This window comes from Staphylococcus caseorum (genome assembly GCF_049943195.1).
Taxonomy (GTDB): Bacteria; Bacillota; Bacilli; order Staphylococcales; family Staphylococcaceae; genus Staphylococcus; species Staphylococcus equorum_A.
On sequence record NZ_JBNFUA010000001.1, the window covers coordinates 1,310,645 to 1,326,425 of the forward strand.

A 15,781-nucleotide genomic window follows, 5' to 3' on the forward strand; every position below is an offset into this window, starting at 1 on the left:
TTTCCTCTCTTTTTAGAAAATAATAAGTGTTAGATATAACCCTAACAGTGTAATAAATAATACCGGAATCGTTATAATAATACCGGTTTTAAAGTATGTTCCCCAAGAAATTTTAACACCTTTTTGAGTAAGTACATGTAACCAGAGAAGTGTTGCTAACGAACCAATGGGTGTTATTTTAGGTCCTAAATCAGATCCGATAACATTCGCATAAATCATACCTTCCTTGAGTATGCCTGTTGTTTGAGATTGACCAATCGCTATTGCATCTATTAAAACAGTTGGCATGTTGTTCATAATAGATGAAAGGAATGCAGCTATAAAACCCATGCCCATGATACTACTAAATAAGCCATAACTTGAAATATTTGTTAGTACATCACCAAGAAGCGTTGTAATGCCCACATTTTTTAGACCAAATACCACAAGATACATACCAATAGAGAATAAAACAATATTCCATGGTGCACCTTTAATTACTTGTTTCGTATGAACAGCCTTAGATTTACGTGCTAATAATACAAATATTAAAGCAATGATACCAGCAATAATTGATACTGGAATATTTATAAACTCACTTATTAAATAACCAACTAGCAATACAGTGAGTACAATCCACGAGATGTTAAAAAGCTTTTTGTCCTTAATCGCTTCTTTTGGTTCTCTAATATTTACTGCATCAAATTTTCTTGGGATAGACTTTCTAAAATAAAGCCATAAGACAAGAATACTTGCGATTAAAGAGAATATATTAGGTATAATCATTTTACTGAAGTACTCAACAAATCCAATATCAAAGTAATCAGCAGAAACAATATTAACTAAATTACTAACAATAAGTGGTAATGATGTGGTATCTGCAATAAAACCACTAGCAATAATAAATGGAAATATCGCTTTTTTATCAAAACCTAGACTACGTACCATTGCTAAAACAATAGGCGTCAGTATTAAAGCCGCACCATCATTTGCGAAGAAGGCTGCTACAACTGAACCTAAGAGCATGATAAAGATAAACATTTTCAAGCCATTACCCTTTGATGCTCTCACCATATGTATAGCAGACCATTCAAAGAAGCCAATTTCATCTAATATGAGTGAAATAAGAATAACTGCAACAAACGTTAAAGTCGCATTCCAAACGATTCCAGTAACTTCCAGTACATCTGAAAAACTCACAACACCAGTAATTATAGCCACTACAGCACCAATTAATGCAGTAATACCAATATCTAGACCTTTAGGTTGCCATATAACAAAAATTAACGTTAATACAAATATTGTGATTGCTAATATCATCATAATTAACACTCACCTTTCTCTACTGTTTCACATATACATGGGACTGTACTGGAACCCAATAGAGTCAGTCGTGATGTAACGTCATCTAATACGTCATGATTCAATTTGTATAAATTTTTATTACCATCTTTTCTGGATGTAATTAAATTATTGTCTTTTAATACTTTCATATGATGACTTAATGTGGGTTGAGAAAAAGAAAAATGCTCTAATAAATCACAAGCGCATAATTCACCACAAGATAACAAATCTAATATTTCAAGACGGCTACTATCAGCAATCACTTTTAAGTATTGTGATATTTCTTTATAATTCAATTTTTCTTCTTCCTTTCTACTTGAAACCTTTTATAACGTTGATAATTTTTATTACCACCTGACAAATTAAACACTTGTTTAAAACCTAAATTAATAAGTACGTTTTGTGCAGCATTCCCAGTAGTACCTTTATTACAATAAGTCACTATCTTTTGATTTTCATCTAATGTTTTTGCATAACTTCTCAACGTTTTCAATGGGACGTTAATCGCTCCATCAACATGATCAACTTCAAATTGCTTTGGAGAACGTACATCTAAAATCAATAAATCATTATTTTGTTTTATAACTTCTTCAGGCGTTATAATTTTGCGTCCTCGAGTAATATTGTGTCCAATCATCCCTGTATAAATAACAGGATCTTTAGTTGTAGAAAAAGGAGGTGCATATGCTAAATCTAAATGAAATAAATCTTCTGCATTGGCACCAAACGTTATAGCAGTAGCTAGTACATCTATTCTCTTATCTACACCTTCATACCCAATAATTTGGGCACCAAGTAATTTAGAATTGTTTTTATCAAATATAGCTTTAATTACCATTTCTTGGCCTTGCATATATTCTGGACGATTCGGTTTCACATTGTGTAATACGTCAATATCAATATCTAAATCAATAGCTTCTTTTTCAGTTAAGCCTGTTTGGGCAATTGTCATATCAAATATACGAACAATGCCTGTTCCTAAAATACCTTTATGTTCTAGATTTCCACCAGTTAATCGATCTCCTAAAATACGTCCCATTTTATTTGCTGTAGAACCTAGCGGTCTATATATAGGGTTACCAGTAATTAAATTATAACTTTCTGCTACATCACCAATTGCATATATGTGAGGAATATTTGTTTCAAAATACTTATTGGTTTGTATTGCTCCAGATTTTCCAATATTAATACCAATTTCTTTAGCTAATTTAGTATTTGGTGTGACACCAATCCCAATAATGATTAAATCTGTATCAATTAATTCGCCAGTTTTTAAGCTCACTCTATTTATTGTATGATTTTCATCATAATCAATAATATCTATTTCATTATAGGTATATACGTTAGCTTTATCTTCAATATATTCTTGAATCATAAAACTGATATCGTAGTCTAAATGAGGCATAAAAGTACTACGTTGAACAATTGAAGTATTGTAATTAGATAATTGTTCTAACATCTCTAGACCAATAAATCCACCACCAATGATTGTTATATTCTGAACATCATTGCCCTCAATATAATTATAAATTGCTTTCGCATCATTAATATTTTTAACTTTAAACACATTGTTATATTCTTCGCTATTTAATTGAGGAAGTTCTTTAGGCGATGAACCTGTTGCTAATACTAATTCGTCATATTCTTGAATCATCTTTTCATCATTTACTAAATTGGTAACTGTTATTGTTTGATCAGTATCATTTATCTGATTCACTTCATATTTTGTATAAATATCTATATTAAAGCGCTCTTTAAACCATTTAGCATTTCGTGGCGTGAGTTCATCAATATCAGATACATTACCGCCTATATAGTAGGGAATACCACATACTGAATACGAAATATCACTATCTTTATCAAAAACGGTAATTTCCACATCTTCACTATTTCTTCTTGCTTTAGCCGCGACACTTGTACCGGCAGCAACTGAACCAATGATTACAATTTTTTTCATTATGATAACCCTCCATAAGGTATGACAAAATAATTATCAAGACTTTCATTTTTAATCTTGTTTATCCAAATTGATTCATCTTCTTTTTTGTTACTAAAAAGGTCATCACGTTGATTTAGCGTAACTAACGATTGATTAACAACCCACCAATTATGGCCTATATTAGCTCTATTTAAATCTTCTACTAAACGTTTAGATTCTAAATAAGGTGTTTTTTCTGCTAGTGTTACGATTATCATCTGTGTTAAATTTTTATTTTGAATTTTGGGTAATAATGTTTCAACATTACTGGTAGTTTGAGTTGATTTTTTCTTTAGTTCTTTATGATGATTTTCACTAGAATCAAGTAACAGCAAGGTATGGCCTGTAGGAGCTGTATCTACAATTACGTAATCCATGTCTTCTTGATTCTCCATAATGTCACTAAAGGCTTTGAAAAATGCTATTTCTTCTGTACAAGGTGATTTTAAATCTTCCACAATATAATCAATATCGTCTTGTGGTGTATCATCATTCACTGTGGCTAGTATTTCTTTTTTATACTTTTCTAATGCTTGTTCTTCATCAATATAAGCAGTATTTAAATTACTTGTGGTTTCAACATTAATTTCTTTAGTAGGGTCAGTCGTTGCTAAAAGAATACGATGTCCTTTATTAGATAATGCTGTAGCTAATTGCGTTGCTACTGCCGTTTTACCAACGCCACCTTTTCCCATTGTAAATAAATATTGAACTTTACCATTTTCAATTTCATCTATTAATTTATTGAATTGCGGATGATCTTCAACAATAAATTCATCATTTTCAATTAAGTTATCATCATTTAATAGATTAGATAAACTTTCTATACTTTCTGCTTTCTGTTTTTTATATGGAACGTAATAGGCATGATTGTTATTTAACCATTCAGTAAAATGGTTAATATTTTTATCTTGTTCTGATTTCATTTGACTCGAAATTAAACCGTGACTTTCTTCTATATAGTTGTTAATGACTATATAGAATTTAGAAATTGATAGTTGTTGTAATTCTTGTTGCGCTCTTTGAATTTCATATATAGATGATTGGTTAGGTTTAGCAACTAATATCATTGTCGTATCTTCTTGGTTGCGTAATTTTTCAAGTGTTAAGTTATATTTGCTTCTATTTTCATTTAAACCCGATAATTGACCTAAACAAGAAGCGTCATTACTCGTTGTATTTAAATAATCTGTCCAAGCAGAAGGTAATTCAAGCATTCTCAGTGTGTGACCTGTCGGAGCTGTATCAAATATAATGAAATCAAATGCCTGTTCTAAAGTTTCGTCGGATAAGAAATTAGTGAATTCATTAAATGCTGCTACTTCAACTGTACACGAACCACTTAACTGTTCTTTCATCTCAGAAAGTACATCTTCTGGTAGAATGCCCTCATAAGGTTCTATAGCTTGTGCTTTATAATCGTCTGCTGCAGCAATCGGGTCAAAATTGGCTATAGAGAGATTAGGTATAGGTTGATATGTAGTTAATTTATTAGATAATTCCATTTGAAATACATCTTGTAAATTACTAGCTGGATCAGTACTTACTAAAGCTACTTTCTTTCCATTCTTCGCTAAATTTAAAGCAATAGAACTTGATATCGTCGTTTTGCCTACGCCACCTTTACCAGTAAAAAACAAATATTTTGTTAACTCAACATTATTTAAATTCAATTTATTTAAGTATTTAACAGCATCCATCTCCACCACAGCATCCTCCATTTCTCATCTGATTAACCGTAATAATTTCATCGGCTTCTTCTTGGGTAATATAAGTACCCGTTTTAGCTATATTGCCTTCTATAAAAGTGATTGGTAAAACTTCATTACCTTTTTCTTGAATTAAACGAATAGCTTCTTTATTTTTAATAAATTCATTCGGATTATTACTCATATTATAACGTTGAACTTCTATTTGATTTGATTTTAAATATTCATTGATTTGGTTCGTCTTTATTAGTGTTTCATCCGGTTCTGGACCACATACGCCAGTAGAACAGCACATAGCTTCTTCGTATATTTCAATATTTAACATTATACTCACCTCATTAATTATTTTACTACCATAGATTAACATCTATATAGATTAGTGTCTATGTATTGATTTGGATTTTTAAAATTTTACTTAATTTGAGTTTCTAATAATATAGCTAGGAAGAAAATATTTTTACTATTGCTGTGGAGCATGTCTAAGTTTATGTAAAATTATAGTTTTTTAATCTTGCAATAATGTATATATTGATTTATATTTAATATATCAAAAAAAGTTGATATATTAAATGGAATAAAATTATTTAGACAATAAGGAGGTGTGCCTGATTGCGAGTAAACCACGCAAGTACTTTATCTGTTGGTTACTTTGTAAGTTATTTAAATCTTGTTATGGTATCAAGAGAAGTCACTTTAAAAGAAGCTACAATATATATGGAGAAGGAGTTCTTTAAAGGTAATATTCATCAGTATGGTGAATCAACAGAAAATAACTACAAACAAGCAATACAAGAATTGAAATAAAGATAATATAAACTCTAATCAAATATTATAAAAAAGAGGTGTTCTTTTTATGGAAGTTATTAAAGCAAAAACTGATATGAATGAAGATCAACAATTAGATTTTTATGAAAACATGTTTAATGCACTTGCCGACAAAAACAGATTGAAAATACTAAATCAAATTAGCCAGAGTTCTAATAAATCATTATGTGTGTGTGATTTAGAAGCGTTATTAGATTTAAAACAATCTAAAATTTCTTATCATTTAAAAAAATTAGTAAGTGCACAGATTTTAATACCTGAAAAATATGGTACTTGGAACTACTACAAAATCAATGAAGCACAAATTCAAGTTGTATTAACTGAAGATACTTGCTGTAAAATATTATAGGATTTATCTTATTACACATCATATTAATCAACTTTTTTTAATTTATATATCAAAAAAAGTTGATTAAATAAATTCAGAGGAGTTATACTAATGACAGATTCAATCATAGAATTCATAAAAACATTTTTAATGTTATTTTTTGAATTGTTAGCATTATTTATAGTTGTAAGTTTTATTGTAAGTTTAATTCAACAAGTAGTATCAGAAGATAAAATACAAAAGCTTTTAAGCAAACCAAATAAAGCAACCAACTATATATTAGGAATGATTTTTGGTGCTATTACACCATTTTGTTCTTGTTCTACTATCCCTATACTTGCAGGTTTGTTAAACTCTAAAGTTCCGTTTGGTCCAGCTATGAGTTTCCTAATCGCTTCGCCACTCATGAATCCACTCATGATATTTATGCTATGGATTCTATTAGGTTGGAAAGTTGCTGTTGTTTATTTTGTTGTATTAGCGATATTTAGCATTTTAACTGGTCTTGTTTTTTCAAAAATGAATTTAGCAGAGAGTTATAAAGGCGTTAATGTCAAAGGCGATGGATTTTTCAATAATAAATCAGGATCTCGTTTTAAACAAGCCTTAAATGATGCTTGGGCTTTCCTATATCCAATGTTACCTTATTTAATTATTGGTGTATTTGTCGGTGCATTTATTTATGGATTTATTCCAGAAACATTTATAACTCAATATGCGAGTGGCGATGGTATTATCTCTGTTGTTATTGCTTCTGTTATTGGTATACCTATGTATATTAGACCAGAAACGATGCTTCCTATAGCTGAAGCATTAGTATCTAAAGGCATGTCTTTAGGTACAGTGGTCGCATTAATTATAGGTGGCGCAGGCGCAAGTATTCCTGAAGTCGTATTGTTGTCCAAATTATTTAAAAAGAAATTTGTAATATCTTTTGTTATAGCAATTTTAGTAGTGGCAGTTGCTACAGGCCTAATTGTTAACTTAATCATTTAAGGAGGTGAAGTAAATGGGTATCAAAGACGCGTTAAAAAAATTAAAACCTCAAGAGCAGTCATGTTGTTCAGTAGAAATTGAAGAAAACACGGATAATAAAAAAGAAAAAGAGGAAGCAAAAGAAAAAGATAATAATAAATGCTGTTAATCTTAAAAAGGATACTGGTTTCATAATCAGTATCCTTTTTAAGATTGTTTTAACATATAATACATAAATACTATGTTGAAAATACTGTTAATTCGGCTTTTGTATTAATTAAATACATATAATGAATGGTGCCCACTTAACCATGTCTTGTCCTTTGGGTATACGTGGTTTGAGATATTCTCTAGATATATTACAGTAGTTAGATTCATATTTATATTCACCAAGTGTGTTTTGGTTCATAATCATATAAGCACCTGATGAACACAATAGAGCTTATGTTTTATTGTGTAAACAAAAATTAAACTTAATACTCTTACGATTACTATTACTTTTGCATTCGTACTTTTTCCTCCTTAAAATAAAAAGCCGACATGACTATGCCGACTTAAACAATTGATAATATTTTTGTGTTGTGGTAATTTATAGATAGAAAAAGGGCAACACACCATACGTGTATCGCCCTAGTGAGCCCGTTAAAAAGACGGTGGCCTCTGTATCTAATTATAGTATAACCTTCTACTGCCAGCCAAAGCGAATAGAAGGTTATTTTTTATGGTTTAATTTGACAATTGTAACCACTAAACCTAATAATGTAACGATGAAAGTACCGAAACCTAACATTAAGTGAAGCGCTTCTACAATTGAAACCACACAAGGCATCTCCTTTCTAAAGATTTTAACGGCACTTTCATAAGCACCACCTCACTTTATACTGAGATTAGCCACCATTTATCCAACTTGCTCGCTCTTATTTTATCATATTTCTTTTTACTACTTCTTCAAATCTTGTTTGATTTCATCCATCATTTTGAGCATCATATCACTCTGTTTATTGTGTTTTCAATTCATCCTTTATGTCTTTCAAATCTTCATCACTTAGTTTCTTATAATTATTCCTAAACAAGTATTTCATTTAGATAAATTTTTATAATTTCAGCCTTTATTTCATTATCGCGTTGCATTATTTAAAATTAAAACATACAATAAAAGTATAAAATACATTAAAAAAATTAAGGAATATAAGTTGAATTAAATACCTGGTCGTATGTTAGTTAATGAAGGACTTAATGTTGGATAAAGATAGCTACTCTTTTCATTAATAAGCAAAATCAAGTTATTAACAATACCATTGCTTTAGTCCTGTTAAATAATGCAGCATTAATTAACAAAGTCGTATTTAATAATAACACTAGAAATTGGTATCTTTTAATCCTTATTATGAGTACATCTATGTAAAAGATAATAACAACTTTAGAGTTATTGGGAGAATTGTTCTTTAATACTCAGCATATTTTATGCTTTAGTATATATTTTAGAAGCAAAGGAGCAACTTAGAATGAAACAACATCAAGAAAAAATATCTCAATCAGAATGGGAAAAATACCAAGCATTTCAGAAGTACACAGCTAGTAAAAAAAGAAAAAATTGGCTTATTGGTTGTGGAGGATCTCTAATTTTAATTGTTTTAATTATTATTGGAATTTCAGCATGTACAGCCATTTTTGTAAATAATGATGAAAAAACAACATCTAGTGATAATAGCGATAGCGATAAAAAACAAATATATAAATTAGGAGAAACTGTTAAAAATGGAAACTTAGAAGTAACAGTCAATAATGTTGAAACTGCTAAACAGGTCGGTCCTTCTATTTTACCTACAACACCTAAAGATACTTTTATCATTGTAGATGTGAAAATTAAGAATAAAGGGAATACTGCTTTAACTGTTGATAGTAATATGTTTAAGTTAAAATCAGGTGAAAAATCATTAGAAGCAGATTCTCAAGCTTCTATCTCTGCCAATCAAAGCGAAGATGGATCTATACAAAATTCTTTCTTCCTTGAACAGGTAACTCCAGATAGTATCACAGAAGGAAAAGTAGTTTTTGATGTTTCTTCTGAAATTATTAAAGCTAAAAACAATAAATTAGAAGTCTCTTCTAGTTTCTTCAGTATTAAAAGCGTAATTTTTGATTTGGGTAATATTAAAGAAACCGCAATGAATAATCAAAATGAACAGGAATTAAATAATTCAGTTATGAATATATCTAATGAAAGAAATTCACTAGTCCAAACTACCAACAATAGAACCTTAGATTCTGATATAACCTCTGATAATAACCCACGTAGTCAAGTCGAAAGTCCTACCAAAAAAGAAAACAATAGTTTTAACTCAGAACTTAACTCAGAACTTAACTCAGAACTTAACTCAGAACTTAACTCACAATCAGAACAAGATAAAAATAAGACTGAAGTAGATGAACGCACAGATAATTTTTATAATCAAGAACTAGATGAAATTAACACATCATGGATTGACGAAGATACTAATTTTTATGATGATTTTCCTCAGTCGAATTATGAAAAAACAGATATGCAATCAAATGAATTAGAATAATATTTAAGGGAAGTTCTTAAATCCCTATATATTTTTATTAAAAAGCACCTAGTGATTTAAATATAAAATTAAATATGCTTGAAATATTTGATATATTATAAGTAACAATTCGTGATAACCATTCTACTTCCCACTCTATAAAGTAACTCATTTCAAATTAAATCCCGCTATACCAGATGTTAATTCATCTGGTGTTTTTTGGTCATTTATCGTATCCCTATATATATTCATCTTTTTAGCTCTTTGAAAAAGAACCTAAAAAAAGAACCCCGTCGCAACGGAGTTCTTTTTTGAATAATATGTAATTTATTCTCTTAGTGTCCTGGGAGGGATTCGAACCCCCGACCGATGGCTTAGAAGGCCATTGCTCTATCCAACTGAGCTACCAGGACATAATCTTTTTGAACACAAGAATAATTATATCTAACTTAGCCTAATAAAGCAATACTCCAAGCATTAAAAATAAATATGATTTTTCACTATAATAAACCTTTTATCTTATTTTCGTACTATTTTTGAAATTTAAATTAAAACAACCGCTGAAACTGCCATCTTAATTATTTTTTCCTTTTTAATATCATATAAAAGTGCATATCTCTAATGACTATAATATGCACTAATCATATTATATACTAAATGTTTCACTATCAATTATATCGTGATTTCGATTACGGAAATTTAATTTTGCGCTTTGTTCTTCTTCATTGATCAATAGCTCTGCATAAGTTTCTTCAACTCGGCTTCGTGATTGTGAAATACTACCAGGATTGATAACATGAATGCCACCAATATTTTCATATTTTGCTACATGTGTATGACCATAAAAAGCAAATTCACAACCTAGCGCCATAGCCTTTTCAGCTAATTTCATTCTTGTACGATTAACGCTATATAAATGACCATGCGTGGAGAAAGCATGAATGCCATTTTTTTCTATTTTTTCTTCATTTGGAAATTCTGGAGAAAAATCTGTATTTCCTTTCACTCTATGAAAATGACTTAGTTCACTATCATCATAAGCAAATTCAGAATCGCCTAAATGCAATGCAACATCTACATCTTCATGATGATTGATGACATCAAAAAGCACGCCTTGTTCAGTGTGATTGTCACTGACTATAATCCATTTTGTCATTAAGCATCACCTTCTAAATAGTGTCGTAACTTCTCTATTGCTCTACCTCTATGACTTATTTCACTTTTTTCCTCAACAGTGAGTTGAGCCATTGTTTTATTCTTGTCATCTATATAAAATATCGGATCGTAACCAAATCCATTTTCTCCAATTTTATTTAATGTGATTTCTCCTTGAACTGTGCCTTTAAATTGAACTGTTTCTTCATTCGGCGTACTCATGCTAATTACACATACGAACTGTGCACTACGATCTGTTTCCCCGCCTAATTTGGAAAGCACTTTTTCTATATTAGCATCGTCATCTTTAGCTGTGCCAGCATATCGAGCCGAGTATACACCTGGCTCTCCATTTAAAGCAAATACTTCAAGTCCACTGTCGTCTGCAATCACACGTTTGTTTAATGCTTTTGCCGCTGCTTCTGATTTTAATTTTGCGTTGGCTTCAAAAGTATCACCAGTTTCTTCTACATCAAAATCTTCAATAATTTCAGAAATACCTACGACATTAAAATCTGGAAAAATAACTTTAAAATCATTTATCTTACCTTTATTATTTGATGCAATTACAATATCCTCCACTATGATGTTCCCTCTTTCTATACTTCTATTTTTTCTACTTTCGTTTCCATATTTAACCATTCTTCAATTATTCGTTCGATATGCTCTGTTTCACCAGTAGCAAAAAATCTATGCTCTGGGTGGGCTGTATAAGCAGCATGTTCATTACTAAACGTTAATAGTGCACTTACTTCACGTGCTGTCTCTAAACCAGAAGAAATCACCACTTTTTCGCCACCAAAATAATCGTTTATTGGCTGATAGAGTAACGGATAATGCGTACAACCTAATATAACAGTATCTGCATTACTATTCCTCCAATGTTTCAATGTTTGATGCACGATAATACTTGTTATTGTAGGATCTTTATAACGCATTTCTTCAACTAAAGGAACAAAGCCAGGACATGCGATACCAGAAACCTCTACATTAGGATTAATATTTTTAATATGATATCTATAAGCCTCAGATTTAATTGTACCTTCTGTACCTAAGATTAAAACATCGTTATTTTTCGTTGTCATAATTGCCGTTCTCGCACCTGGCTCAATGACACCAATGACTGGAATAGCTAATAATTTTTGTAAATGTTTTAAAGCAACTGCAGTAGCAGTATTACAAGCAATAACAAGCATTTTTATATCAAATTCCATCAGCTTTTCAGCTAATTCTGTTGTGAATTTCCTAACTTCTGCGCCTTCTCTTGGGCCATAAGGGCAACGTTTAATATCACCCAAATAATATATTGTTTCGTGTGGTAGTTGGCGCATGATTTCTTTTGCTACTGTTAATCCACCGACACCCGAGTCTATTACACCAATTGGTTTCTCCATATTCAATTACATCCTTATTCATTTGCTTGTCCTTTATTGTAGCACAGCCTTGATTTCAAAATCATTTATCAAGACTGAAATACAATATTATTTTTTGTTATACAGATATAATTATAAGAACATTAAAGATCTGACCACTAGTGGAATAATATGAATGAGAGATAAAAGACTCTAGCTATATTCCATGTCTTTTCAAAATCCGAAGATCCTTAAAATAAAAAAGACTTAACATCTGTTTTAAATAGATGTTAAGTCTTTAGTTTATATTATATGTTATTAATTGACTTGGTGATCTGAACCAAAGAATGATTTAAACATATGGAATGATGTTTCTCTATTTAATGCTGCAATCGATGTTGTTAAAGGAATACCTTTAGGACATGCATTGACACAGTTTTGAGAGTTACCACATGCTTGTAATCCACCGCCACCCATTAAGGCTTCAAGACGTTCATCTTTTGTCATTGAGCCTGTTGGATGTAAATTAAATAATCTAACTTGAGAAATTGCTTGTGCACCAACGAAATCATTATTGCTAGTAACGTTAGGACAAACTTCTAAACATACGCCACATGTCATACATTTTGATAATTCATAAGCTGTTTGACGTTTTTTCTCAGGCATACGAGGTCCAGGACCTAAATCGTAAGTACCATCAATTGGAACCCAAGCTTTCATACGTTTCAAGTTATCGAACATTCTAGTACGGTCAACTTGTAAGTCACGAACAACTGGGAAGGTACTCATTGGTTCTAATTTAATAGGTTGTTCTAATTGATCAACAATTGCAGAACATGATTGTCTTGCTTGACCGTTAATCACCATTGAACAAGCACCACATACTTCTTCCAAACAGTTCATATCCCAGATAACCGGTGTTGTTTTTTCACCTTTACTATTAATTGGGTTACGTCTGATTTCCATTAAACATGCTATAACGTTTAAGTTTTCTCTATAAGGAATTTCAAACTCTTCCTCATAAGGTTTTGATTCTTCTGTATCTTGACGTTTGATAATTAATTTGATTAATTTTTGGCTTGGTTGTTGGTTTTGTTCTTCTTGCGCTGCTGTTTCATTTACTTCTTTTGTATCTGCCATAATTATTTACCTCCTTTAGACGTCGTAGAGTAGTCTCGTTTACGAGGTGGAATTAAGCTTATATCAACATCTTCGTAAGTGAATTTAGGCGCTTCTGTTTTTCCTTGATATGTTGCTAAAGTAGTTTTTAACCATTCTTCATCATTTCTATCAGGGAATTCTGGTTTGTAATGTGCACCACGAGATTCATTTCGGTTGTATGCACCGATTGTAATTACACGGGCAAGTACAAGCATGTTCCATAATTGACGAGTGAAGAATACTGCTTGGTTACTCCAAGTTTGAGTATCTTCGATATCAATATTGTTATAACGCTCCATTAATTCTAAAATCTTTTTATCAGTTTCTAATAAAGTTTTATTTTCACGAACAACGGTTACGTTGGCTGTCATAACTTCTCCGAGCTCTCTATGCAATTTGTACGCATTTTCTGAACCTTGCATATTGAGTAATTTATCAAATTTCTCTTGTTCTTCTTTCACGCGTTTTTCAAAGATACTATCATCTAAATCAGTGTAAGAAGATTCGATATTAGAAATATATTCGATAGCATTTGGACCTGCAACTGTGCCACCATAAATTGCTGACAATAATGAGTTGGCACCTAAACGGTTACCACCATGTTGTGAATAATCACATTCACCAGCTGCGAACAAGCCTTTGATGTTTGTCATTTGGTCGTAATCTACATATAGTCCTCCCATTGAGTAATGTACTGCTGGGAAGATTTTCATTGGAACTTTACGAGGATCATCACCTGTGAATTTCTCGTAAATCTCAATGATACCACCTAATTTTACATCTAATTCATGTGGATCTTTATGTGATAAATCAAGGTATACCATGTTTTCACCGTTGATACCTAATTTTTGGTTAACACAGACATCAAAGATTTCACGTGTAGCAATATCACGCGGAACAAGGTTACCATAATCCGGATATTTCTCTTCTAAGAAGTACCAAGGTTTACCATCTTTATAAGTCCAAATACGTCCACCTTCACCACGTGCTGACTCACTCATTAATCTGAGTTTATCATCACCTGGAATTGCTGTTGGATGGATTTGAATAAATTCACCGTTTGCATACATTGCACCTTGTTGATAAACAATTGATGCTGCTGAACCAGTATTAATCATTGAATTTGTAGTTTTACCAAAGATAATACCTGGTCCACCTGTAGCCATGATAACTGCATCAGAACCAAATGATTCAATATCAGAAGTCGTTACGTTTTGAGCAACAATACCTCTAGCCATGTTGTCATCATCTTTAACTATGCCTAAGAATTCCCAGCCTTCGTACTTAGTAACCAAACCATCTACTTCAAAACTACGAACCTGCTCATCTAAAGCGTATAGTAGCTGTTGACCAGTCGTTGCACCAGCATATGCTGTTCTGTGATGCATTGTTCCACCAAAACGTCTGAAATCTAATAAACCTTCATTCGTTCTGTTGAACATTACACCCATACGATCTAATAAATGAATAATTTGAGGTGCTGCATCTGTCATCGCTTTAACTGGCGGTTGATTTGCTAAGAAATCTCCACCATATACTGTATCGTCTAAGTGGACTGTTGGTGAATCGCCTTCACCTTTTGTATTTACTGCTCCGTTGATTCCACCTTGTGCGCACACAGAGTGTGAACGTTTAACAGGAACAAGTGAGAACAAGTCGACATGTGCGCCTTGTTCTGCTGCTTTAATTGTTGACATTAGACCGGCAAGTCCTCCACCGACAACAATAACTTTTTTCTCTGCCATAAATAGTCACTCCCCTAAATATAAATCTGAAACTTATTTTTTTATCTTATAAAAACGCAAGAATAGCACTTATACCAATGTATGAAACTACGATAAATACCACTAAAGAAACCCATGTGAAAATTTGTTGCGATTTTTGTGATTGTAATACACCCCATGTTACTAAGAATGACCATAAACCATTCGCAAAGTGGAATGTAACAGCTAATAAACAGACAATATAGAACACTAACCAAAATGGATTAGTTACGATGTCATGTACCATGTCAAAGTTGACCTCATCGCCTAACGCACGTTGAATACGTGTTTGCCATACATGAATAGCAACAAACACAAAAGTGATAACACCTGTTATACGTTGTAGTAGGAACATCCAGTTTCTAAAAGCTGAATAATGTCCTACGTTCTCTTTTGCCGTAAAGGCAATATGTACACCATAAACTGCGTGATACAGAATCGGAATGTAAATCAATACAAATTCCAATACAATTAAGAAAGGTAAGGATTCAATGAATCCAGCCGCTTGGTTAAATGCATCTGCACCTTTCGTCGCTTGGTGGTTTACGAGTAAATGGAATATTAAAAATCCACCTATAGGTATGATACCAAGTAAAGAATGTAAACGTCTTAAATAGAATTGATTTTTCGAGTATGCCAAAAGGAAGTTCCCCCCTGTGAAACAGT

General features: G+C 31.8%; 18 protein-coding genes and 1 tRNA gene. 5 read left to right on the forward strand and 14 right to left on the reverse strand.

Annotated features, from left to right (window positions below; translation table 11 throughout):
* Nucleotides 1-12: 12 nt before the first annotated feature.
* The 5 genes from arsB to arsD are packed head-to-tail and all read right to left on the reverse strand — an operon-like array spanning nucleotide 13 to nucleotide 5,335.
* The gene (gene arsB / locus ACP3TL_RS06830; protein ID WP_176721779.1) at nucleotides 13-1,305 is read right to left on the reverse strand and encodes an arsenite efflux transporter membrane subunit ArsB; all 1,293 of its coding nucleotides are present in this window, start codon (nucleotides 1,303-1,305) and stop codon (nucleotides 13-15) included.
* On the reverse strand, nucleotides 1,305-1,619 hold the full coding sequence (locus ACP3TL_RS06835; protein ID WP_013730040.1) for an ArsR/SmtB family transcription factor: 315 nt from the start codon (nucleotides 1,617-1,619) through the stop codon (nucleotides 1,305-1,307). Before ACP3TL_RS06835 ends, arsB begins: the two co-directional genes overlap by 1 nt.
* Complete coding sequence (locus ACP3TL_RS06840) at nucleotides 1,616-3,280, reverse strand: FAD-dependent oxidoreductase (RefSeq protein ID WP_069821054.1); 1,665 nt, start codon at nucleotides 3,278-3,280, stop codon at nucleotides 1,616-1,618. Before ACP3TL_RS06840 ends, ACP3TL_RS06835 begins: the two co-directional genes overlap by 4 nt.
* Entirely contained in the window at nucleotides 3,280-5,007 is a 1,728-nt protein-coding gene (arsA, locus tag ACP3TL_RS06845) for an arsenical pump-driving ATPase (protein WP_285336871.1), read from the reverse strand. Before arsA ends, ACP3TL_RS06840 begins: the two co-directional genes overlap by 1 nt.
* On the reverse strand, nucleotides 4,988-5,335 hold the full coding sequence (arsD, locus tag ACP3TL_RS06850) for an arsenite efflux transporter metallochaperone ArsD (protein ID WP_069821052.1): 348 nt from the start codon (nucleotides 5,333-5,335) through the stop codon (nucleotides 4,988-4,990). Before arsD ends, arsA begins: the two co-directional genes overlap by 20 nt.
* Nucleotides 5,336-5,619: 284 nt before the next feature.
* Here arsD and ACP3TL_RS06855 point away from each other — a divergent pair, with 284 nt between their 5' ends.
* The 4 genes from ACP3TL_RS06855 to ACP3TL_RS06870 all read left to right on the forward strand — a co-directional run bounded on the left by ACP3TL_RS06855 (nucleotide 5,620) and on the right by ACP3TL_RS06870 (nucleotide 7,307).
* On the forward strand, nucleotides 5,620-5,814 hold the full coding sequence (locus ACP3TL_RS06855; RefSeq protein ID WP_002509689.1) for a hypothetical protein: 195 nt from the start codon (nucleotides 5,620-5,622) through the stop codon (nucleotides 5,812-5,814).
* A gap of 49 nt (nucleotides 5,815-5,863) precedes the next feature.
* Entirely contained in the window at nucleotides 5,864-6,184 is a 321-nt protein-coding gene (locus ACP3TL_RS06860) for an ArsR/SmtB family transcription factor (protein WP_069821051.1), read from the forward strand.
* A 90-nt stretch (nucleotides 6,185-6,274) separates the two neighbouring features.
* The gene (locus ACP3TL_RS06865) at nucleotides 6,275-7,159 is read left to right on the forward strand and encodes a permease (RefSeq protein ID WP_285328684.1); all 885 of its coding nucleotides are present in this window, start codon (nucleotides 6,275-6,277) and stop codon (nucleotides 7,157-7,159) included.
* A gap of 13 nt (nucleotides 7,160-7,172) precedes the next feature.
* On the forward strand, nucleotides 7,173-7,307 hold the full coding sequence (locus tag ACP3TL_RS06870; protein WP_107517768.1) for a hypothetical protein: 135 nt from the start codon (nucleotides 7,173-7,175) through the stop codon (nucleotides 7,305-7,307).
* A gap of 108 nt (nucleotides 7,308-7,415) precedes the next feature.
* Here the strand turns inward: ACP3TL_RS06870 and ACP3TL_RS06875 are convergent, their stop codons facing one another.
* Nucleotides 7,416-7,547 carry a hypothetical protein gene (locus ACP3TL_RS06875; RefSeq protein ID WP_426433214.1) on the reverse strand — a complete coding sequence of 44 codons (132 nt, stop codon included), beginning with the start codon at nucleotides 7,545-7,547 and terminating at the stop codon, nucleotides 7,416-7,418.
* 303 nt (nucleotides 7,548-7,850) lie between these two features.
* Nucleotides 7,851-7,958: a putative holin-like toxin gene (locus ACP3TL_RS06880; protein WP_426428873.1), complete on the reverse strand. Its 108-nt coding sequence runs from the start codon at nucleotides 7,956-7,958 to the stop codon at nucleotides 7,851-7,853.
* Nucleotides 7,959-8,643: 685 nt separating this feature from the next.
* Between ACP3TL_RS06880 and ACP3TL_RS06885 the strand changes: the two genes are divergently transcribed.
* On the forward strand, nucleotides 8,644-9,705 hold the full coding sequence (locus ACP3TL_RS06885) for a DUF4352 domain-containing protein (protein WP_277579848.1): 1,062 nt from the start codon (nucleotides 8,644-8,646) through the stop codon (nucleotides 9,703-9,705).
* A gap of 318 nt (nucleotides 9,706-10,023) precedes the next feature.
* Here the strand turns inward: ACP3TL_RS06885 and ACP3TL_RS06890 are convergent.
* The 7 genes from ACP3TL_RS06890 to ACP3TL_RS06920 all read right to left on the reverse strand — a co-directional run bounded on the left by ACP3TL_RS06890 (nucleotide 10,024) and on the right by ACP3TL_RS06920 (nucleotide 15,755).
* Nucleotides 10,024-10,097, reverse strand: a tRNA-Arg gene (locus ACP3TL_RS06890).
* Nucleotides 10,098-10,330: 233 nt separating this feature from the next.
* Nucleotides 10,331-10,840, reverse strand: coding sequence for a YfcE family phosphodiesterase (locus ACP3TL_RS06895; protein WP_069832460.1), 510 nt, complete (start codon nucleotides 10,838-10,840; stop codon nucleotides 10,331-10,333).
* Nucleotides 10,840-11,421, reverse strand: a complete 582-nt coding sequence (locus ACP3TL_RS06900; RefSeq protein ID WP_069832459.1) for an XTP/dITP diphosphatase — start codon at nucleotides 11,419-11,421, stop codon at nucleotides 10,840-10,842. Before ACP3TL_RS06900 ends, ACP3TL_RS06895 begins: the two co-directional genes overlap by 1 nt.
* Before the next feature lie 17 nt (nucleotides 11,422-11,438).
* Complete coding sequence (racE, locus tag ACP3TL_RS06905) at nucleotides 11,439-12,233, reverse strand: glutamate racemase (RefSeq protein ID WP_069832458.1); 795 nt, start codon at nucleotides 12,231-12,233, stop codon at nucleotides 11,439-11,441.
* Between the two features lie 276 nt (nucleotides 12,234-12,509).
* Nucleotides 12,510-13,331 (reverse strand): succinate dehydrogenase iron-sulfur subunit, encoded by an 822-nt coding sequence (sdhB, locus tag ACP3TL_RS06910; RefSeq protein ID WP_069816321.1) that lies wholly within the window; start codon nucleotides 13,329-13,331, stop codon nucleotides 12,510-12,512.
* Nucleotides 13,332-13,333: 2 nt separating this feature from the next.
* Nucleotides 13,334-15,097, reverse strand: a complete 1,764-nt coding sequence (gene sdhA / locus ACP3TL_RS06915) for a succinate dehydrogenase flavoprotein subunit (RefSeq protein ID WP_069816323.1) — start codon at nucleotides 15,095-15,097, stop codon at nucleotides 13,334-13,336.
* A gap of 46 nt (nucleotides 15,098-15,143) precedes the next feature.
* Nucleotides 15,144-15,755 (reverse strand): succinate dehydrogenase cytochrome b558 subunit, encoded by a 612-nt coding sequence (locus ACP3TL_RS06920; RefSeq protein WP_069832457.1) that lies wholly within the window; start codon nucleotides 15,753-15,755, stop codon nucleotides 15,144-15,146.
* Nucleotides 15,756-15,781 lie beyond the last annotated feature (26 nt).